Source organism: Rhodopseudomonas sp. G2_2311 (genome assembly GCF_047501505.1).
GTDB classification, from domain to species: Bacteria; Pseudomonadota; Alphaproteobacteria; order Rhizobiales; family Xanthobacteraceae; genus Rhodopseudomonas; species Rhodopseudomonas palustris_H.
In genome coordinates this window covers 12,669-33,439 of record NZ_JAZDRK010000015.1, presented here as the reverse complement: position 1 = coordinate 33,439, position 20,771 = coordinate 12,669, and the positions used below count along the sequence as shown (strand labels likewise).

The following is a 20,771-nucleotide window of genomic DNA, read 5'->3' as shown; positions in this document are numbered from 1 at the left end:
GCCGCCTTACACCGCAGCGTCGTCGCGTGCGGTCGTGCCGGGGAAGCGCTTCTCGAGCGCGGTGACAATGGTTTTCATGCGCGAACCGAGCGACCCCTTCACCATCACGACGTCGCCGGCTCGGATTGCGGCGACGACTTGGGATTCGAGCGCGGCCGCGTCGCCTGCATAGCCCCCTCGTTTGCCGGAGGAAAGGGCGTCCCACAAATTGCGCATCAACGGGCCGCAGCAGAACACCAGGTCGATGCCATTGGCCCGCACCGCCTCTTCGAGGCCCCGGTGCAGCTCCGGGCCGCGCGGGCCGAGTTCGAGCATGTCGCCCAGCACGGCGATCCGACGTCCCTGCCCGCTGACCTCGGCGCGGCCGAGCACACCGAGCGCCGCGGCCATCGAGGCCGGATTGGCGTTGTAGCTCTCGTCGATCAGCGTCGCCTCGCCGGAGCCGACCCGCAGCGGCTTGCGGACGCCGCGGCCGGCGGCAGGCGCGACCTGTGACAGCGCCAGCGCGGCGAGCGCGAGGTCGGCGCCGGCCAGCTCCGCGGCAGCCAGCACCGCCAGCGAATTCAGCGCCATGTGCCGGCCCGGCATGCCGAGCTTGTAGGTGACGTCGTGGCCGAGAATGCTGGCATGCACAGCCGAGCAGTCGGCATGCAACGCGACGTCGAGCAGCCGCGCGTCGGCGGCCGGATCGGCGCCGAAGGTGACGATGCGGCCGACATTGGCGCGCAGCGCATTGCTGCACAGCCGGTCGAACATCGGCGTATCGCGATTCAAGACCGCAATGCCGCCCGGCTCGAGGCCAGTGAAGATCTCCGACTTGGCATCGGCGATGCCTTCGATGCCGGAGAAGAATTCGAGATGCACCGCTTCGACCGTGGTGATGATCGCGATGTGCGGCCGCACCATCTTCACCAGCGGCTCGATCTCGCCGGCGTGGTTCATGCCGATCTCGAACACCGCAAACCGCGTGTCCGCCGGGCAGCGCGCCAGCGACAGCGGCACGCCCCAGTGATTGTTGAACGACGCCACCGAGGCGTGGGTCGCGCCCTGGGCGCCGAGCACGCCGCGCAGGCCTTCCTTGGTCGAGGTCTTGCCGACCGAGCCGGTCACCGCGATGACTTTGGCGGACAGCCGCGAGCGCGCCGCGACGCCGAGCCGGCGCAGACCTTCAAGTACATCTTCAACGACGAGAAGTGGCGCGTCGGCCGCGAACTTGTCGCGCTGCGCCTTCTCCACCACCGCCAGCGCCGCGCCGGCGTTCAGCGCCGCGGCGACGAAGTCGTGGCCGTCATGAACATCGCCCTTGATGGCGAAGTAAGCGTCGCCCGGCGCCAGCGTGCGGCTGTCGATCGAAATCCCGAACACGTCGCGCGGCAGCGTGCCGCTGCGCGTCGCGGCCATCGCCTCCGCCATCGCGTCGGAGGTCCAAAGCGGTTGTTTGCTCATGCGGCGCTCGCTGATAGCGCCGCTTTCGCGGCGTCGTGGTCGCTGAAATGCAGCACGCGGTCGCCCACGATCTGCCCGGTCTCATGGCCCTTGCCGGCGATCAGCAGCGCATCGCCCGACTGCAATTCGCTGATCGCGATGCGGATCGCCTCGGCGCGGTCGCCGATCTCGCGTGCGCCTGGCGCGGCCGCGAGGATGGCGGCGCGGATCGTGGCCGGATCTTCGCTGCGCGGGTTGTCGTCGGTGACGATCACGACATCGGCATTCTCGGCCGCGATCGCGCCCATCAGCGGCCGCTTGCCGGAATCGCGATCGCCGCCGGCGCCGAACACCACCACCAGCTTGCGTTTCGCGTAAGGGCGCAGCGCCTGCAGCGTCTTGGCGAGTGCGTCGGGTTTGTGCGCGTAGTCGACGAACACCGGCGCGCCGTTGTGGGCGCCGACCAGATCGAGCCGGCCCGGCGCGCCTTCAAGATGTTCGAGCGCGGCGAAGCTCGCCGCCGCATCGCCGCCGGTGCCGATCACCAGACCGGCCGCGACCAGCGCGTTCTCGATCTGGAATTCTCCGACCAGCGGCAGCTTGATGCTATAGCGCCGCCCCTCATGTTCGACATCAAGCGTCTGCGCAAAGCCTTCGACCGCGGCATTGATCAGCTTGATGCCGGCGCCGGGATCGCCATTGCGGCCGATCGTGATCAGCCGCAGGCCGCGCGCACGCGCGGCTTCGATCACTTCGGCCGAACAATCGTGATCGGCGGAGATCACCGCGGCGCCGCCATCCTGCACCAGATTTCGGAACAGCCGCAGCTTGGCGTTGAGATAGTGCGCAACGGTGGGGTGATAGTCCATGTGGTCGCGCGACAGGTTGGTGAATCCGCCCGCGGCGACGCGAACGCCGTCGAGCCGAAACTGATCGAGCCCGTGCGACGAGGCTTCCAGCGCCAGATGGGTGATGCCTTCGCGCGCGATCTCGTCGAGCGAGCGATGCAACGCGATTGGGTCGGGCGTCGTCAGCGAGCCGTACACGCTGCGCGTCGGGGTGACGAGACCGATGGTGCCGATGCTGGCGGAGGCATGGCCGAGCCGCTGCCAGATCTGCCGGGTGAACGCCGCGACCGAGGTCTTGCCGCTGGTGCCGGTGACCGCCGCGATCACCTCCGGCTGGTGCGGGTAGAACCGCGCCGCGGCCTGCGCCAGCGCCAAGCGGGGATTGGACAGTTGCACGAACGGCACCGCGAGGTCGCCGTCCGGCCGATGTTCGCCGGCCACCGCCACCGCGCCGGCGGCGACCGCCGCCGCGACGAACCGCGCCCCGTCGGTCTTGGCCCCGGCGAGCGCGAAGAACAGGTCGCCCGGCTTCACCGCGCGGCTGTCGACGGCAAGCCCGCCGATGGCGAGATCGGCCGCCGGCGCGGCGATGTCGGCCTCAGCGCTGAAGAGGTCGCGAAGCTTCATGGTCCTGGGGCGTCCGATTCGAGACAGATGTTCTCACGCCTGCGAGGCTTTTAACGCAAGCAGCGCGCGGCGCAAAACGGCGGGGATGGCGCCGTCGCGGCAGGCCGCGCGGCTACTGGCCGGCCCTCGATGACGCAAGAATAAGGCGGTCGGGCGGCGGCAGATCGAACCGCGGCTCGATTCCGAGCAGCGGGGCGATTCGCTCGATCACCTTGCCGCCGGTCGGCACGGCGTTCCAGCCGGAGGTGATGAAGCCGTGAGTCTCCGGCAGCGCCTTCGGCTCGTCCAGCATCACCAGCACCTGATATTGCGGATTGTCCGCCGGCAGGATCGCGGTAAACGAGTTCAGCACCTGCTTCTTGGCGTAACGGCCGTTGACCACCTTCTCCGAAGTGCCGGTCTTGCCGCCGATGTAATAACCCTTGGCGATCTGGTCGGCGGTCTTGGCAGTGCCGACTTCGGCGTTGAGCCGCATCAGGTAGCGGATCTTGTCGCTGGTCTCGGTCTTGATCACCCGTTTGCCGACCTTCTTGGCATCCTCTTCGGTGCGCTTCAGGAAGGTCGGCGGGATCAGATAGCCGCCATTGACCATGGCGTTGATGCCCATCACCGCCTGCAGCGGCGCCACCGCGACGCCATGGCCGAACGAGATGGTGATGGTGTTGAGTTCGCTCCAGCGCTTCGGCACGATCGGCGACGCGCTTTCCGGCAGCTCGGTGCGCAGACGGTCGAGCTGGCCGACCTTCTTCAAGAACGCCTTGTGGGCCTCGACGCCCATCGACAGCGCCACGCGCGCCGCGCCGACGTTCGACGAATAGGTGAACACTTCGGCCAGCGAGATGGCGCGGCCCATATTGTGCGAGTCGTGGATCTTGAACTTGCCGTAGTGCAGCGGCCCGCGCGCATCGTACATCGAATGCAGCGTCGCCTTGCCGGCATCGAGCGCCATCGCCAGCGTCAGCGTCTTGAAGGTCGAGCCCATCTCGTACACGCCGGTGGTGAGCCGGTTGATGCGGTCGGGATCGTTGGCCTCGCGCGGGTTGTTCGGATCGAAGTCCGGCAGCGACACCATCGCGACGATCTCGCCGGTCTTGACGTTGGAGACCAGACCCGACGCCGCCTTGGCGCTGTACTTCTCCTTGGCCTTGATCAGCTCGTCGCGCAGCGCGTGCGTGACCCGGACGTCGAGCGCCAGCTCGATCGGGCGCTGCATCCGGTCGGAGGCGAAGCCGGCGCGGTGCAGGTCGGCAAGGCCGTTATTGTCGAGCCATTTCTCGATACCGGCGATGCCCTGGTTGTCGATGTTGACCAAACCGATCAGATGCGAGACCTCGGCGGCGTTCGGATAGACGCGCTTGTTCTCACGCAGGAAGCCGATGCCCGGAATACCGAGCTTCTTGATCTCGGCCTGCTGGCGCGGCGTGATTTCACGCTTCAGCCAGACGAAGCCCTTCTTCGACGCCAGGCGCTCGCGCACCTCCTGGGTCTCGAGGTCGGGCAGCGTCGCGGTGAGCAGTTCGACCGCTTCGTCCTGATCGATCAGCCGGCGCGGTTCGCCGAACAGCGACGGCGTCTTGACGTCGGTGGCCAGCACCTGACCGTTGCGATCGACGATGTCCGGCCGCGCGGTGGCGACCGCGTCCTGCGAGCCGGTGCGGCGAGCGCCGTGGCCGTCGCCGAACACCGCAATCATCGAAAGCTTGAACGCGATGATGCCGTACACCGCCGCAAACGCGATCATCGCCAGGCCGACACGGGCACGCGCCTTGCCGTCGCGATCGACGTCCTTGCCATAGATCAGGCTGCGGATCAGCCGTTGGCGCCATTTAACGTGGTGGCCGACGAGCGGCAGCGAAGGATCGGTCACTGGGCAGGCTCCGGAGCCGGCAGCGAGCCGGTGACGATGTCGGGATCGATCTTTTCGATCATCGATGCGATCGGATCGGGAGCGCTCGGATCGACGACGGCCGGCGGCCGCTCGGGCAGGTTCTTCAGCGAGTCGAACTGCCGCGCGCCGACCGGCTTGAGCTTGAGATGGCGGGTGGCGAGCCCCTGCAGCCGGCCCGGCGAGTCGAGTTGGGCCCATTCGGCGCGGAGCCGCGCGATCGCCTCGCGCTCCTTGCGGAGCTCGGCCTGGATCTGCAGCACCTTCTCGGTGCGCACCGTCGACTCCATCTTGATCCGGTACACATAGGCCGCTGCGAACACCAGCATGCCGATCACCAGCACGTGCACGAGCCGCATCATCGCCCGGCCCTCATCACGCTGGCGAGCGTCGGCCATCCCGGCAGATCGCCGGCGGCATGCGCGGGGGCTTCGGTGCGTTCGGCGCCGCGCAGCTTGGCGGAGCGCGCGCGCGGATTGGCGGCGACCTCGGCATCGCCGGCGACGATCGGCCGCTTGCTGAGCAGCGTGAAGCTCGGCGCTGCCTGTGCGACTTCCGGCAGATGGCGCGAGCCGCCGCCAGTCTTGCTGCGCTCGGTCAGGAAGGTCTTGACGATGCGGTCTTCGAGCGAATGGAACGACACCACCGCGAGCCGACCGCCCGGCTTCAGCACGCGCTCGGCAGCGTCGAGCGCCTGGTGCAGCTCGTCGAGCTCTTCGTTGACGAAGATCCGCAGCCCCTGGAACGTTCGGGTCGCCGGATGGATCTCACCCGGCTTGGCACGCACCACCTTGGCGACGATGTCGGCGAGCGCCTTGGTCGTCGTGATCGGCGTTTCGCTCCGCGCCGCCACGATGGCGCGGGCGACGTGGCGCGAATACCGCTCCTCGCCGAAGATGTAGATGATGTTGGCGAGATCGGTTTCGGACGCGCGGGCGACGACATCGGCCGCGCTCGGCCCGTCGCGCCCCATCCGCATGTCGAGCGGCCCGTCGAACCGGAACGAGAAGCCGCGCTCGGCCTGGTCGAGCTGCATCGACGACACGCCGATATCCATCACCACGCCGTCGACGGTCGCGGCACCCTGCGCGGCGCAGACGTCGGCCAGATTGGAGAACCGGTCCTGCACCAGCGTCAGCCGGCCGCCGGACTCGGCAACCAGATCGGCACCGCCGGCGATCGCGGTCGGATCGCGGTCGATCGCAATCACGCGGCTGCCGGCGGTCTCGAGGATCAGCCGTGTGTAACCGCCGGCCCCGAACGTGCCGTCGACATAGATGCCGCCGTCGCGCGGTGCGAGCAGGCCGACCGCTTCAGGGCCGAGCACCGGAATATGGCGCGCGTCGGACGGCTTCATGCGATCGCCCCGGCCGCGGCAAAGCCCCGTCGGTCCCGCGTGGCGCGGAAACCGGTCCGGCCGATCGTCGGCTTGCTGCAGGGCAATCGGCCCATCGTGCCTCGCCTCGTCCCATTCCGCCGGCGGAGCGCCACGCCAGCCGACCAAGGCGACCGACGAACCCGGCTCTCCGCGTGGAATCTGATGGATTGCCATCGGCTTATGGGGCGTCACAGGAAATATTGCCGGCAATTTGACACCGGCTGTTCACCACTCAGTAACGGCGCTTACGCTTAAGAAACCGTTGACGGCTGTCCGTCATCCCGCGCCGAGGAACGCGGCGTCGCTCGCAGGCATTTTCGCTGCGCTGCAGGACGGCGAACCCGCGCTCGTCCACAGAAAATGGCAAAATCGTGAAGACAGCGCGTTGCAGGAGACCCGAGGGACTCAGATAGTGAATCGGATGTTGCAGTCGGCGTCGGTCAGCTTCGCCGTGGTCCTGCCAGTATTGAGTTATCCGATGTTGTCAGGTTCGTTAGCGTCCGCTGGTCTGGAGTCGAAACGTCGACGCGGCCTCCCTTTGCCCAAGGGCATGCTGTCTATGCAGACCTTCACGCCCGACTCGTCGATGGTGTCCGACGTGCTGCCCTCGCCGAACTATGGCGAGCGCAATAAAGCGCGCCGTCCGGACATGATCGTCCTGCACTACACCGGCATGCCCGATGTCGAAGGCGCGCTGACCCGACTGTGCAAGGCAGGCACCGAAGTCTCGGCGCATTACGTCGTGCTCGAAGACGGCCGGATCCTGCAATGCGTGCCGGAATCCAAGCGCGCCTGGCACGCCGGCGTCGCCTCCTGGGCCGGCGAGGAAGACATCAACTCCTGCTCGATCGGCATCGAGATCATCAATCGCGGCCACGATTGGGGCTATCCGGATTATCCGCTGCGCCAGATCGCGGCGGTGATCGCGCTGTGCCGCGGCATCATCCTGCGCCGCGATGTGCCGCCGCACCGCGTCGTCGGCCACTCCGACGTGGCGCCGGCGCGCAAGAAAGACCCGGGCGAGAAATTCCCGTGGCGATCGCTCGCCGCCTCCGGCGTCGGCCTGTGGGTCGAGCCGGCGCGGATCGTGCCGGGGCCGGCGCTGAAGCAAGGCACCGAGGGCGAGGAAGTGCGGCTGATGCAGCAGGCGCTGGCCGACTACGGCTACCGCGTCCCGGTCAACGGCAGCTACGACCACGCCACCACCGACGTCGTCACCGCGTTCCAGCGTCACTTCCGCCCCGAGAAGGTCGACGGCATCGCCGATGCCTCGACGCTGGCGACGCTGCATGCGCTGCTCGACCGGCTGCCGGTCGACGCCCGCGCCGTCGCCGCACTCGGCTGAGCGCTTCTTCCACACCACTTGCGGCTTGACGATCGCGGCCCGAGCCCGCATGGCTTGCCGCGTCAGTCGGCCGGACGGTCGCTCCGGCAAGTGCCGAAAGGCCGCCGGGGAGGAAAGTCCGGGCTCCATCGACATACGGTGCCGGATAACGTCCGGCGGGGGCGACCCCAGGGAAAGTGCCACAGAGAACGAACCGCCCGCCTACGCCCCTTCGGGGCTTCGGCGCGACAAGCTCTCGAGCCTGCCGCGCCATAGCAGCGCAAGCTGCGACGGCGGGTAAGGGTGAAAAGGTGCGGTAAGAGCGCACCGCGTCGCCGGCAACGGGGACGGCATGGTAAACCCCACCGGGAGCAAAACCGAATAGGGACGGCATCGCGGATAGTTCGCTCTTCGGGGCGATAACTCCGCAGGGTGATGTCAAACCCGCCGTCCGGGTAGGTTGCTCGAGGCGCTGTGCAAACAGCGTCCCAGAGGAATGGCCGTCGCGTAGTGCTTGCGCAAGCGGGCGCTGCCCTCCAGAACCCGGCTTACAGGCCGGCTGATACTTCTATGAATGAAGGGCTCGGCGGAAACGTCGGGCCCTTCGCCATTTCGCACGGTCACAAGAGCGTATCGATCAGGTCGCGAAGCTGCCTCTCATCACCAAGAAAGCTCGAGATCATCGCGGCCATGACGGCCGTCGGGTCCATTCGCTTGACGTGCAGTGGGTGTCCGAAGGCTTCGGCAAGATGGATGAAGAATGCGAGCTGAGTCCGTCCATTCCCCTCTCTGAACGGATGGATAGAATTCAGCTCGGCAAGAAAGTGAGCTGCGGAAGCGGCGAAGTCTCGTTGTGAGCAATGGCGAAAGTAGTCATCCGCCTGCAGACGTGAAAACAGCCGAACCATCTGCGGCTCAATGTACTCCGGATAGCAGAAAGCACTGCTACCCTTAGCGATACGCACTGTCCGGTAAAGCCCAGCCCAATCGTAAACGTCCTGGAATAAATGCCGATGAAAGGCGCAGTAGTGCGCAACATCGAACGCTCCAGACGGAACCGGCTGCTCCGCCCGCACTGCAGTCACTTCGGCTTCGTAACGATCCAGAGTGGATTGGTCGCGAATATCGAGCAGATTCCTCAGAACCGTCGTGCCCGGATAGCAATACGGATCGGAGACCGCATCGTACATGCTAACCCTTGCGGTAAACGTCCTTGATCCGCTCGATCCGCTGTTCCGCAGAAAGCCCGAGACGCTTGGCCTCGTCGGCGCGGCGCCTCATCTCGTCAGAGAGGACGATGCCCTCGACAGCGCTGATCTTTTCGAAACGCTCGGCGCCAATAAGGAATTCCCGCTGCGCCGTCTGCTCCCGGTGACGATTATCTTCCGACATTTGATCAGCTTATCACACAGCGCCGAGAGCGTCACGGGTCAGAGCGCCTCAATGCCCCCCACCACCGCCCGGCCCGGCCATCGGGTTGGCTGGCTTGGCGAGCAGGAACACCAACGTGGTCAGGCCGAGGTAAAACACCGTCAGCAGGAAGAAGGCGTCGCCGTAGCTCATCACCACGGCCTGGCGATGGACGATGGCGGTGAGCTGTTTCAGCGCCATCATCGAAGCGTCGCCCATGCCTTGGAAGCGCTGGGTGAAGGTGTTGAGCAGCTCGACCGCCTGGGCGTTGCCCCAGTTCACCTTGTCGTGCAGCCGCGAAATGTGCAGGTCGGTGCGGCTGTCGAGGATGGTGTTGATCAGCGCCAGCCCGAGCGCGCCGCCGAGGTTGCGGGTCAGGTTGAACAAGCCGGAGGCGTTCTTGACGCGGTGCGGCGGAAGCGTGCCGAGCGCGATGTTGTTGACCGGCACCATCGCCATCATCATGCCGACACCGCGGAAGATCTGCGGCCACAGCAGCTCGTAGAAATCGAAGTCGCGCGTGATCCAGGTCATCTGCCAGGTGCCGCCGGCGAACAGGATCAGGCCGATCGCGATCAGGATCCGCATGTCGACCAGCGCCATCAGCCGGCCGACCAGCGGCGCGGTGCAGAACATCGCGATACCGGAGACGAACATCGTCTCGCCGATCATCAGCGCGCTGTAGCCGCGCACTTCGGCGAGATAGCGCGGGTAGATGTAGGTCAGACCGTACAGCCCGATGCCGACGCAGAACTGAAACATGCAGCCGATCGCGAAATTGCGGTCGGTGAAGGCGCGGATGTCGACGATCGGCTCGCGCGCAGTCAGCACCCGCCAGAAGAACGCCACCGCCGAGACCGCGCAGACGATCGCGAAGATGAAGATCGACTCGTCGTTGAACCAGTCGTTGCGCGGGCCCTCCTCCAGCACATATTCGAGCGAGCCGAGAAAGCCGGCCATGAAGCCGAGGCCCCACCAGTCGAAATGATCGAGCAGCTCGTAATGCGGCTCGTCGAAATCGACCAGCGCCAGCACGCCGATGGTGATGCCGATGCCGGGCACGATGTTGATGAAGAACAGCCAGTGCCACGACATCAGGTCGGTGATGTAGCCGCCGACCGTCGGGCCGATGGTCGGCGCCAGCGTGGCGACGAGACCAATAATCGGGCCGACCATGTTGAACTTGCTTCGCGGAAACACCGTGTAGGCCGAGGCGAACACGGTCGGGATCATGCCGGCGCCGAGGAAGCCCTGGATCGCGCGCCACACGATCATCTCGGCGATCGACGAGGTGAAGCCGCACATCAGGCTGGCGAAGGTGAAGCCGGCGGCCGAGATCGCGAACAGATTCCGGGTGCCGAGCGCGCGCGACAGGAAGCCGGACAGCGGGATCGCGATCACTTCGGCGATCAGATACGCGGTCTGCACCCACGAGACTTCGGACGACGATGCCGACAGACCGGCCTGGATTTCGGACAGCGATGCCGAGACGATCTGGATGTCCAGGATCGACATGAACATCCCGAACACCATGATCAGAAACGCGATCAGGCGCGTTGCCGGGACGTGCTCGGAGGGCTCGGCGGGCGCCGCGATCGGTGTATCTGCCGTGGTTGTCGCGGACATTGCTACGTTCTCAGCGCCCGACCTGAGCGGCCGTCAGTAATCGAACAGAATTTCCGTCATTGCGCGCGAAGCGAAGCAATCCAGGACTCGGTGCACGGGCTGGATTGCTTGGTCGCTTTGCTCCTCGCAACAACGCTGACAGAAAAGAATTACTTGGCGTCGCCGGTCCGGGTATCGACGTCGACGTAGACCGACATGCCTGCGCGCAGCAGCCCTTCGCGCGCGACGTCGGCGGGGACGCGGATCCGCACCGGAACGCGCTGCACGATCTTGGTGAAGTTGCCGGTGGCGTTGTCGGGCGGCAGCAGGGTGAACACCTGCCCGGCCGCCGGCGCCAGGCTGTCGACCGTACCTTCGATCTTGCGGCTGGAGAACGCGTCGACCGAGATGCCGACCTTCTGGCCGGGCTTCAGCCGGCGCAGCTGGGTTTCCTTGAAGTTGGCATCGATATAGACGCCGTCGAGCGGCACGATGTTGGCCAGCCGCTGGCCGGCGTTGATGTAGTCGCCGACATTCACCAGGCGATTGGAGAACACCCCGGTCACCGGCGCGCGCACATTGGTGAAAGCGAGATCGCGCTCGGCCTTGGCCAGCGCGCTCTGCAGCTCGGTCAGCTGGGCGCGGGCTTCGGTCTGCTGCGCCCTGGTGACTTCGACATTGTCGCGGGCCGCGTCGTAGGCGGCCTTGGCAGCCAACACCGAAGCGGCGCTCTGGTCGCGGCTCGCCTGCGAGGTCTCGAACACCGCACGCGAGGCAAAGCCCTTCGTGCTCAGCGCCTGCTGGCGATCGAAATCGAGGTCAGCGCGCTTGGCGGCGGCTTCGGCGGAGGCGAGCTGCGCCTGGGCCTGCTCCACTGCGCTCTGCTGCGCGGCGACCTGGCGGCCGATCCGGGCGATGGTGGCTTCCTGGGTGGCGATCTTGGCGCGCGCGGAGTCCACCGCGATCTTGTAGTCGCCGTCGTCGATCCGGAACACGACGTCGCCGGCCTTCACTTCGGAATTGTCGCGCGGCAGGATCGCGGCGATGTGGCCGGACACGCGGGCGCCGAGCGTGGTGTTGTTGGCGCGGACATAGGCGTCGTCGGTGCCGACCATGAAGCGGCCGACCAGCATGTACTGCGTGCCGAAGTAGCCGAGCGCGGCAAGCGCCGCGATGCCGACACCGATCAGCACGAACTTCTTCTTGCTCGGCGGCTTGGCTGCGGTGCCCGGACGCGCGGCCGGCGCCACCGGCTCCGACTCCGCTTCGGGCTCGGGCGGATCGGCGAGCTTCAGCGTCGAGGGATCTTCCAGCAGCGAGCGCAGCGCCTCGGCCTGCGACGGCGCGCCGTGTGGCGCAGCCGGATGCGCGGGCGTGCCGGCGGCCGCTACCGCCTCCCCGTTCTCCGGCTCGGAGCGCAGCACGCGGGCAGCTTGGTCGCGTCCGGACATCGGGTTCTCCTGAACTCAGCTCGCACGACAAATGGACCTGCCGGACTGGTACCCCTAGCAGGTCATCCAGATCTACCATTGACCGAACGGTTCGGTCAACTTACCTTCACGGCATCAGGGTAGCAGGTGTGCGTTTCTACCTTAGTTCCACCCTTCGTGATTTTGCAGGACAGGCTGAACCAATGGTTGCAATCCCATCGGCGGCGGCGATTCACAGCGACGAGGACAGCGCCAAGCGGCGCCAGATCCTCGACGGCGCCCGCGCGGTGTTCCTGGAGTTCGGCTTCGATGGCGCCAGCATGGGCGAGATCGCCCGCGCCGCGGGCGTATCTAAAGGCACGCTGTACGTCTATTTCGCCGACAAGAACTCGCTGTTCTGCGAGATCGTCGAGCAGGAGAGCCTGGCGCAAGGCATGCTGTCGTTCGAGTTCGCTCCCGACAGGGATATCGAGGCGACGCTGCGCGCGTTCGGCAACGCCTATATCGCGCTGATCTGCAATCCTCGCGGCGCGTCGGCGATCCGTACCGTAATGGCGATCGCCGAGCGAATGCCGGAGATCGGCCGGCGCTACTACGAGCGGGTGATCGCCAACACCATTGGTCGGTTCGGGCGCTATCTGCAGGCCCAGGTCGCAGCCGGCGTGCTCCAGATCGACAACTGCGAACTCGCCGCCGCGCAGTTCATGCAGGCCTGCCAGGCGACGCTGTTTCTGCCGTTCATCTTTCAGACCTCGGAACCGCCCTCGCCGGCGCGGATTGCGGGCGTGGTCGACAGCGCCACCGCGATGTTCCTCGCCGCCTATCGGGCGCCGAAAGCCGGCGGCCCGAACTAACCGACGTTCGACTAATCGTCCTCGGCCTCGTCGCGATCGACCTTGTGGCGCGACGCGTTACGACCGATCGAGCCGGTGACGCCGTTCCAACCCGGGCCCGGCGACGCGCTGCCTGCGTAAGGATTACGCTGCTGCAGCCGCTGCGCGATCACTTCGCCGGACACCGCGGCCGGCTTGCAGATCGTACGCTGGCTACGCCGGCGCATCAGATCGACGTGAATGTGATCGTAGTGATACACGTTCGAGCCGGGCGCCAGCACCGTGGTGAACATCTGGCACGCCGAATTCTGCACGTCGTGCAGGAACGCCTGCTCCTCCGGCAATCCGCGCCAGCCGCCCTTCACGGTGATGCGGCGACCGTCGGCCAGCACGAAGGCGGCGATATCGAGCGCGTTGCCGAATGCGTGCTCGGAAATGTGGGCATTCGGATTGCCGTTCATGCCGCGGCACGAATACGCCGAGATCTGCTTGATCTCGACCACGCGCACGCCGAACCAGCGCATCGCCGAGGGCTGCACCGACTCCGCCAGCCAGCGATCGAGCGCTGACACGATCGGGCACGCCAGCGTCGCGGTCGGCTTGATCGCGACCGGCCCGACCGATCCGGTGATGCCGCCCTGCTGACCCGGTCCGAGCCGCGGCAATGGCCGCTCCGCTTCGCCGGGATAGCCGCCCTGCGGTGCCGCGCCACGCGGATAGCCGGTGACGTTCTCGGCCGGCGGACGCTCGGCCGACGGCTCGCCTTCCGGCGGCAGTTCGATATCGTCCTGAGCCGGCACCACGCCCGGCGCGTTCAGCGACACCGGCGCTTTGCCGTAGCCGCCTTGCGGCGCGCCGTAGCCGGCCTGCGGCTGCGTGCCGTAGTTCGGGGCGCGCGCGGGCGGCTCGGCATAGCCACGTTGAGGTGTCGCGTAGTTCGGCTGCGGCTGGCCGCCCGGCCAGCGCGGCTGGCTTTGATTGGCACCGCCGATCGCACCCGGCGGGCGCAGATCGTCGGCGAAACCAATCGCGCCGGTTTCACCGAGCGCTGCGACCTTCAGCGGAAACTCAGCGCCACACACACCAGGGCCTGAGATCGGATCGATCCGGACCAGATCGGGTCCTTCGCGGACCACGCCGGACTTCAAGCACGCGATCTCGGCCTCGGCCCGCCACGGTTCGCGCTCAGCGGTCTGAAACAGACCGCGACCGCAACCCGCAAGAGATACGAGGACGAAGGAGCCGACGAGATACAAACGAACTCCGCGCGTCATGCGCGCACAGTCCACCAATCTGATTAAAGAGAATTGAACGGTATTGGGCGAGGATTTCTTAACCATAAGAGGCGCGCGGAACGCGGTGTCCCGCAGCGCCTCACTGTCGCCGTTGTCGCCTGATCAGGCGGCGCGGACTTCGCGCAGGAAGGTGTCGACCTGGGTCTTCAGCGCCTCGCCGGAGCGCGACAATTCCGACGCGGATTCGACCACTTGCCCCGCCGCAACGCCGGTCTCGCGCGCCGCTTCATTGACGCCGGAGATGTTGCTGGAAACTTCCGTGGTGGAGCGCGCGGACTCGGCAACGTTGTGGGCGATCTCGCGCGTCGCCGCGCTCTGTTCGCGCACCGCGCTGGCGATCGCGGTGGCGATCTCGTTGATCTGCGCCACCGTGCCGGTGATGCCTTCGATCGCCTGCACCGAAGACTGTGTCGCCTGCTGGATCGAGTTGATCTGCGTGGTGATCTCCTCGGTCGCCTTCGAGGTCTGCTCGGCCAGCGCCTTCACCTCGGCAGCGACCACCGCGAAGCCGCGGCCGGCGTCGCCGGCGCGCGCCGCTTCGATGGTAGCGTTGAGCGCCAGCAGATTGGTCTGCGAAGCGATGTCGCTGATCAGCGTCACCACCTCGCCGATCTTCTGCGCGGCCTCAGCGAGACTGCGCACCTCTTCATTGGTGCGGCCGGCCTGAGTGGCCGCCTCGCCGGCGACCCGTGCCGATTGATCGACCCGGTTGCCGATTTCGGTGATCGAGGCATCGAGCTCTTCCACGGCAGCGGCGACCGCCTGCGCATTCGAGGTTGCCTGCTGCGAGGCTGCGGTCGCGGCCACCAGCCGGCGCTCGGATTCCCGCGCGGTGCCGACCATCGAGTCCGCAGTGCCGCGCAGTTCGGTCGCGGCCGAACCGACCAGTTCGACCACGCTGCCGACGCCGGTTTCGAACCGCGCCGCTAGTTCGTGCATCGCCTTGCGGCGCTCGGTTTCGTGAGCGATCCGCTGCTCGTCCTGCGCGGCGCGTAGCCGGCCGGTTTCGATCAGCCCCTCTTTGAACACTTCGACCGCCTTGGCCATCGAGCCGATCTCGTCGCTCCGCCCCCGGCCCGGCACCTCGACATCGTGACGCCCGCTGCTGATCTCGCGCATCGCGCCGCCGAGCGCCTGGATCGGCTTGGCCATGCTGCGGCCGAGCCATACCGCGATCGCGGCGGCGGCCAGCACGGCGGCGATCGCAGCGAACGCCAGCCACTGCATCGATTGCCGCTCCAGCGCCGCATAGGCGCTGGCGTCGCGCACGATCATCAGCACCGCGACCGGCTCGCCGGAGAACCGCTTGAGCGGCCCGAAGGTGGTGGCGATCGCTTTGCCGTCCAACTCGCCCTCTTCGATCACCAGTTCGCCGCCGAACGCACGGCGCAGCGTCGCAGGATCGGTAACAGGATTAGCAAGGCTCGACGCGATCACGTTGGTCTTGTCGCCGCTCAGCTGCAGGATCGCGACGTCGACGCCGAACCGCGCCTTCATCCGCTCGACGAACGCCTTGCCGAACGGCGCGCCGATATCGACGGTGCCGATCACCTTGCCGTCCTCGATCATCGGCGTGGTGCCGAACACGGTGAGGTTATCCAGACCCGGCTCGATGCCGCCGACCGCCTTGCCGGTGGTCATCGCCTGCACCACCATGGCGCGCCGCGTCGACACGTCGTCGCCGAAGGTCTTGGGATTGTGGATCCGCATCAGCGTCGTCGCCGGCGGCACCTGGATCGTGTACAGCGACAGCCCGCGCAGCGTGGTCAGGTCGCGGCCTTCTTTCAGCAGCTTCATCAGCCCGTCGCGGTCGCTCGCCTTGGTGAGCTCACGCAGCGGCGGCAGCGCCGCAAGAACGTCGCTCAGCGCCAGCGTGGTACGGGTCTCGGCCTCGGTCGCCGCGGTGATGTTGGCGAAATCGGCGCGCAGCTCGCGCTCCAGGGCGACGTCGATCGTCGCTTTCTGGCGCCACACGCTGAAGCCGGCAAGCACGACACAGGAGCCGATCGCCACCAGCGTGATGGCCACGATCATCCGGGCCGATATCGATTTGAGCATTCCGCGGTCCCTTTTCTAGGTGCGCGCGGTCAGACCGCCGCAGTCCACACCTACCCGCAAGGGAACAAGAAGCGGTTAATGCCTACCTACCCCGTAGGATTACCAGTTCGGACCGGCCCGGTAAGGTTGACTGGTTAGGTTAAAACCGCAATCGCATTGACCACGCGCGCGCGCCTGGTCAACTAACCGCATGATCAAGGACGACGACTACGAACTCGACGATTCAGGCAACCGCGTGCTGATCGGGCTGACGGCGGAGGAGACCGCCGAGTATTTTCGCCTCGAGGAAATCATCAGCAAGAGCATGCCGCTGCCCCAGGTCACGCGTGACGAGTGGTACCGGCCGGAAGACCGCCGCTGGCTCGAGCTCTACGAGAAACACGAATCCGCCCGCCGGCCGTTCCTCAAGAGCAGCAAAACCATGCATTGAGGCGCGCGGGCGCTTGCCGCGCACCGGAGCGATCACCACGCGTAGCGAAGTAGTCCCTTGCCGGCGTAGCTGCGGGTGACGTCGGAGAACTCGCCCTCGAAGCTGGCCGCGACTGAGAAGCCGTTCAGCCAGCTCACTTCCGCCGACACTGTGGTCAGCGCCGCATCGCGCGCCGGTCGCGCGCCGTTCACCACGAAGCTGGCGCCCGGCAGCGCCTGGAAGGTGGCGGCAATCGACCGGTCGACATCGAAATCGTGCGCCCAGGCGGCACGGCCGCGCAGCGTCAGCAGCGCGCCATCCAGCGCGAACGATTTGTCAGTCCGCACCCCGAGCTCGCTGCGCGTCGCGGTGACGGTCTTGGCCGCATAGCCGAGCGCGAACACACCGGTTCCGCCCGCCGCCTGCTCGGTATAGGCCGGCAGATCGAAGGCCGTCACTTGCGCGGCAGCGTACGGTGACAGACCAACACCGCCGATCACCGGGGCGCTCCAGCGATGCCCGGCCTCGACACGTGCGGAGTAAGCGTTGGCGTTGAAATTGGCGCGGAGTTGATTGAGACCGCCGATCGCGACGGTCCGTTCGGTGGTGATGTCCTGCCAGCCATAGGCCGCCGCCGTAGTCAGGTAGCTTGGGCCGAAGCTGTGGCGGATGAAGCCGCCGACCTGGATCAGATCCGACGTGCCCGAACCGAGACCGCCCGCCAGTCCGAATTGCGTGGCGCCGCCGGCCATCGCGAAGCCCGCAACGGTCTGCGGCGACAGCCAGTAATCGGCACCGGCCGCGATGCCGGCGAGCCGGCTGGTTGCGGTGGCGGAGCCGAGCGACACATTGCCATCGGTGGTCTGTGAGCCACCAAAGCCGGCACCCCATGTCACCCAGCGCGGTTCGAACGACGTCCTGGCAACCACCGCGTTCATCATCGCGTGCGCATCGCGCACCGAACCGGAGCTCGCTTCGGCATAAGGCAACGCAGTCGTTGCATCCTGCGCACCGCGACCGTTGCTCGACGGATCGGTCAGCACGCCCATGAACTGCGTCATGGCACTGAACGTCGACTGCTGTGCACCGGTCGCGGTCTCACCCGACACGGCGCTCAGCCCGGCCGGCGTCAGCGCGCCGAACACGATCGGAATGCTGCCGGTGCGCGCGAAGTAACCGCTCAGTGCGTTTGCGACCTGAGTTTGGTTGCGGTTCAGTCCACTGTTGATGACCGGCGACGGACCGGGCGTGTAGTCGAGCACCAGATTGAGATAGGCATTGTTGGAATCGTAGCCGAGGCTCGATCTGAAGCCGGACGGCAGATTGGTATTCACCAGCGTGCCGAAGGTGCCGACCACGCCGCCAGTCGCATTGACGAGAGTATATTGCCGCTCGACGTAGCCGCCGCTGGCGAACGACGCGTTCACCGTGGCGCCGCCGAGCGTGGCGGTGCCGCTGACGTTGACGCGGTCGGCGCTGCTCGGCGACACCTCGACCATGTAGCTCGACGCCGCGGTGAACGTCAGATTGCCGCTAACATTCAGCGTGCCGATCGAATTGCCGGGCGCCAGCGCGCCGCCGTTGATCAGCGTGGTGCCGACCACGCCGTTGCCGCCGAGCGCCGCGCCGGCATTCACCGTCGTCAGCGACGAGGACGCGATCGAGCCGTTGACGCTGAGCGTGCCGGCCTCGACCGTGGTGGCTCCGGTGTAGCTGCTGGTGCCGCTCAGCGACAGATTGCCGGCGCCGCGCTTGATCAGATTGCCGCCGCCTGAGATCGCGCCGCCGAAGCTGGTCGCGTCGGAGCGATTGAAGGCCAGAGTAGCGTTGTTGATGACGTCGCCGAGGATCGATCCCGAGGTGCCGCCGTCGCCGATCTGCAATGCGCCTCTGGAGACGGTGGTGCCCCCGGTGTAAGTATTGGCTCCCGTCAACGTTAAAACGCCAGTGCCGGCGCTGCCGCCGAAGCTGATCAGATTGCCGGTGCCGGAAATAGAGCCACTGAACGTATGGGCGTCGGAACGCGCAAATTCCAGCGTCCCGTTGTTGACGACGTCGCCGACGATCGACCCGGTGGTGCCGCCGTTGCCGACCTGCAAGTAACCGCCGCTGATCGTCGTGCCGCCCGTATAGGTGTTGTCCCCACCCAGGATCATCGCATTGTTGCCGAGCTTGGTGACGCTGCCGGTGCCGGAGATCACGCCATTGAAGCCGATCGAGTCGAAGCGATTGAACTGCAGCACGCCGTTATTGACGACGTCGCCCACGATCGAACCGCTGGTGGCGCCGTTGCCGACCCGCAGTGTGCCGGCCGAGATCGTCGTGCCGCCGGTGTAGGTGTTGTTGCCGAGTAGCGCCAGAATGCCGCCGCCGAGCTTGACCAATTGGCCGGTGCCGGAGATCACGCCGCCGAGGCTGGTGCCGTTGCTGCGATTGACCGCCAGCGTCGCATTGTTGGTGATGTCGCCGGTGATCGAGCCGCTGATGCCGCCATTGCCGAGCTGCAGCGTTCCGCTCGAGATCGTGGTGCCGCCGGTGTAGAAACTGTCACCGGTCAGAGTCAGCGTTCCGGTGCCGGTCTTGCCGAGAGCGAATTGAGCGCCGTTGTCGACGAACGTGCCCGAGAATTCCGTCGAGGTGTTTAGACCACCGATGGTCAGAGCCTGAACGGGAACCCCGCCCACCGCCGTCGCCTGAACGGTTCCACTGCCCGACAGCGATCCGATCGAGATCGCCCCAGTCGTGGTCCGCAGCGCCAGATCCCCGCCGTTACTGACGACTGCCGCCGTTCCGCCCGACGAGGTCTCGCTGAAGATCAGTGTGCCGCCTGTATTTGTAATCGTCACATCGGCAGCCGTGCTGCTCCCCCGAAAATCGATCTGACTGCTCGGATCGATCAGGAGCTGCTGCGTGGTCCCGGAATTATTCAAGATGCCTGCGCCGTTGAAATTTAGCTGGCCGCCCGAAACGACTCCAATGCTGTAGCCAGGCGCCCCCGCTTCGAAAGTGAAATCGTTCGGGTTACGCGTGACTCCGGACAGCACCAACAACTTCGACGCGCTATTGTTGCGGAACACCGCGCTGGCCCCGGTGTCCGGAACGTTGGCCGGGCCACTCCAATTCGACGGCGTGTTGTAAATCTGATCGGCGCCGATCCAGACCTGCTGGGCCAACGCGGGCATTGGAACCGCCACTAGCGCAGTCGAAGCAAGCAGCGACGACAGCACCATCCGTCTTCGGGCGCCACGCGCCCGACCTATGACGCTCGACCTCAGCCCCTCACCAATGCCCCGAACCTGCACGCCACTGCCCTGTCACCTCTCAGGTCATTGGCGACCTGATTCAGAAAACAACCTAAAGGTTCAGGATTGGGATGCAAATAGGAACCATTATTGGAACTCACATCTGCGATCAGACTGGTCGCCGCTGCGAACGCGTGATAGCGCTCCGGCAAACAACAGCGGGGAGATGGAACGCGATGGTCGAGGCGGTGATCTGGGATTTCGGCGGGGTGCTCACGAGTTCGCCGTTCGAGGCATTTGCACGGTTCGAGACCGAGCGCGGGCTGCCGATCGACATCATCCGCCGCACCAACGCCGCCAATCATTTCGAGAACGCCTGGGCCAAATTCGAGCGCGCGGAAATCGATCTCGACACCTTCGACGCGCTGTTCGCTGAAGAATCCCGTGCCCTCGGCGCCGAAGTACGTGGCCGCGACGTTCTGCCGCTGCTGTCTGGCTCGCTGCGGCCGGAGATGGTGAATGCGCTGAAGATCGTCAAGCAGAACCACAAGACCGGCTGCATCACCAACAACCTGCCCGCCAACGCGATCGGCTCGGCGTCGGGACGGACGCTGTACATCGCCGAGGTGATGGCGCTGTTCGATCACGTCATCGAATCCGCCAAGATCGGGCTGCGCAAGCCGGATCCGAAGATCTATCAGATGATGATCGAGGCGCTCGGCGTCGACCCGAAGGCTTGCGTGTATCTCGACGACCTCGGCGTCAATCTGAAGCCGGCGCGCGAGATGGGCATGGCGACCATCAAGGTGGTGAGCGCCGAACAGGCGATCGCCGAGCTCGAAGACGCGACCGGGCTGAATTTGCGGGGCGCCTGAGCGCCAATCTCCCTCACCCCTCGTCGGCGGCGTCACTTCCTGACAGCAGCCGATCGTCGTTCGATATCCGGCGTCCGCGTAGTTTCCCGAGGCGCGCGGCGGCGCTGCTGCGCTTCTACTCATGCCA

At 66.2% G+C, this 20,771-nt stretch carries 16 protein-coding genes and 1 other RNA gene; 5 read left to right on the top strand and 12 right to left on the bottom strand.

Annotation, left to right across the window (positions count from 1 at the left end; translation table 11 throughout):
* Positions 1 to 6: 6 nt before the first annotated feature.
* The 5 genes from VRZ08_RS18070 to rsmH all read right to left on the bottom strand — a co-directional run bounded on the left by VRZ08_RS18070 (position 7) and on the right by rsmH (position 6,142).
* On the bottom strand, positions 7 to 1,446 hold the full coding sequence (locus VRZ08_RS18070) for a UDP-N-acetylmuramoylalanyl-D-glutamyl-2,6-diaminopimelate--D-alanyl-D-alanine ligase (RefSeq protein WP_414533404.1): 1,440 nt from the start codon (positions 1,444 to 1,446) through the stop codon (positions 7 to 9).
* Complete coding sequence (locus VRZ08_RS18065; protein ID WP_414533403.1) at positions 1,443 to 2,900, bottom strand: UDP-N-acetylmuramoyl-L-alanyl-D-glutamate--2,6-diaminopimelate ligase; 1,458 nt, start codon at positions 2,898 to 2,900, stop codon at positions 1,443 to 1,445. Before VRZ08_RS18065 ends, VRZ08_RS18070 begins: the two co-directional genes overlap by 4 nt.
* A gap of 112 nt (positions 2,901 to 3,012) precedes the next feature.
* Positions 3,013 to 4,767, bottom strand: coding sequence for a peptidoglycan D,D-transpeptidase FtsI family protein (locus tag VRZ08_RS18060; RefSeq protein ID WP_414533402.1), 1,755 nt, complete (start codon positions 4,765 to 4,767; stop codon positions 3,013 to 3,015).
* The gene (locus VRZ08_RS18055; protein WP_199851840.1) at positions 4,764 to 5,144 is read right to left on the bottom strand and encodes a hypothetical protein; all 381 of its coding nucleotides are present in this window, start codon (positions 5,142 to 5,144) and stop codon (positions 4,764 to 4,766) included. The genes VRZ08_RS18060 and VRZ08_RS18055 overlap by 4 nt, the downstream gene beginning before the upstream one ends.
* The gene (gene rsmH / locus VRZ08_RS18050; RefSeq protein ID WP_414533401.1) at positions 5,144 to 6,142 is read right to left on the bottom strand and encodes a 16S rRNA (cytosine(1402)-N(4))-methyltransferase RsmH; all 999 of its coding nucleotides are present in this window, start codon (positions 6,140 to 6,142) and stop codon (positions 5,144 to 5,146) included. The genes VRZ08_RS18055 and rsmH overlap by 1 nt, the downstream gene beginning before the upstream one ends.
* A gap of 499 nt (positions 6,143 to 6,641) precedes the next feature.
* Between rsmH and VRZ08_RS18045 the strand changes: the two genes are divergently transcribed.
* Together VRZ08_RS18045 and rnpB are read left to right on the top strand one after the other, a co-directional pair.
* A complete protein-coding gene (locus tag VRZ08_RS18045) occupies positions 6,642 to 7,508 on the top strand; it encodes an N-acetylmuramoyl-L-alanine amidase (protein WP_414533400.1) in 867 nt (288 codons plus the stop codon).
* 62 nt (positions 7,509 to 7,570) lie between these two features.
* Positions 7,571 to 8,054, top strand: an RNA gene (gene rnpB / locus VRZ08_RS18040) — RNase P RNA component class A.
* Between the two features lie 53 nt (positions 8,055 to 8,107).
* Here the strand turns inward: rnpB and VRZ08_RS18035 are convergent.
* The 4 genes from VRZ08_RS18035 to VRZ08_RS18020 form a co-directional block, all read right to left on the bottom strand.
* Positions 8,108 to 8,677 (bottom strand): Fic/DOC family protein, encoded by a 570-nt coding sequence (locus VRZ08_RS18035; protein WP_414533399.1) that lies wholly within the window; start codon positions 8,675 to 8,677, stop codon positions 8,108 to 8,110.
* Between the two features lies 1 nt (position 8,678).
* On the bottom strand, positions 8,679 to 8,879 hold the full coding sequence (locus VRZ08_RS18030; protein WP_414533398.1) for a hypothetical protein: 201 nt from the start codon (positions 8,877 to 8,879) through the stop codon (positions 8,679 to 8,681).
* 48 nt (positions 8,880 to 8,927) lie between these two features.
* The gene (locus tag VRZ08_RS18025; protein WP_107345314.1) at positions 8,928 to 10,523 is read right to left on the bottom strand and encodes a DHA2 family efflux MFS transporter permease subunit; all 1,596 of its coding nucleotides are present in this window, start codon (positions 10,521 to 10,523) and stop codon (positions 8,928 to 8,930) included.
* A 149-nt stretch (positions 10,524 to 10,672) separates the two neighbouring features.
* On the bottom strand, positions 10,673 to 11,953 hold the full coding sequence (locus VRZ08_RS18020; RefSeq protein WP_414533397.1) for an HlyD family secretion protein: 1,281 nt from the start codon (positions 11,951 to 11,953) through the stop codon (positions 10,673 to 10,675).
* A gap of 182 nt (positions 11,954 to 12,135) precedes the next feature.
* Between VRZ08_RS18020 and VRZ08_RS18015 the strand changes: the two genes are divergently transcribed.
* On the top strand, positions 12,136 to 12,786 hold the full coding sequence (locus VRZ08_RS18015) for a TetR/AcrR family transcriptional regulator (RefSeq protein ID WP_414533396.1): 651 nt from the start codon (positions 12,136 to 12,138) through the stop codon (positions 12,784 to 12,786).
* Positions 12,787 to 12,797: 11 nt separating this feature from the next.
* On the opposite strand, the gene VRZ08_RS18010 is transcribed toward VRZ08_RS18015, so the two are convergent.
* Together VRZ08_RS18010 and VRZ08_RS18005 are read right to left on the bottom strand one after the other, a co-directional pair.
* Complete coding sequence (locus VRZ08_RS18010; protein WP_263989125.1) at positions 12,798 to 14,039, bottom strand: extensin family protein; 1,242 nt, start codon at positions 14,037 to 14,039, stop codon at positions 12,798 to 12,800.
* 123 nt (positions 14,040 to 14,162) lie between these two features.
* Positions 14,163 to 16,118, bottom strand: a complete 1,956-nt coding sequence (locus tag VRZ08_RS18005; protein WP_414533395.1) for a methyl-accepting chemotaxis protein — start codon at positions 16,116 to 16,118, stop codon at positions 14,163 to 14,165.
* Positions 16,119 to 16,308: 190 nt separating this feature from the next.
* Here VRZ08_RS18005 and VRZ08_RS18000 point away from each other — a divergent pair, with 190 nt between their 5' ends.
* A complete protein-coding gene (locus VRZ08_RS18000; RefSeq protein ID WP_107345319.1) occupies positions 16,309 to 16,548 on the top strand; it encodes a hypothetical protein in 240 nt (79 codons plus the stop codon).
* Positions 16,549 to 16,580: 32 nt separating this feature from the next.
* Here VRZ08_RS18000 and VRZ08_RS17995 read toward each other — a convergent pair whose 3' ends face one another.
* The gene (locus tag VRZ08_RS17995; RefSeq protein ID WP_414533394.1) at positions 16,581 to 19,829 is read right to left on the bottom strand and encodes an autotransporter domain-containing protein; all 3,249 of its coding nucleotides are present in this window, start codon (positions 19,827 to 19,829) and stop codon (positions 16,581 to 16,583) included.
* A 176-nt stretch (positions 19,830 to 20,005) separates the two neighbouring features.
* On the opposite strand from VRZ08_RS17995, the gene VRZ08_RS17990 reads away from it, so the two are divergent.
* Entirely contained in the window at positions 20,006 to 20,644 is a 639-nt protein-coding gene (locus VRZ08_RS17990; protein WP_414533393.1) for an HAD-IA family hydrolase, read from the top strand.
* The last annotated feature ends 127 nt before the right edge of the window (positions 20,645 to 20,771 follow it).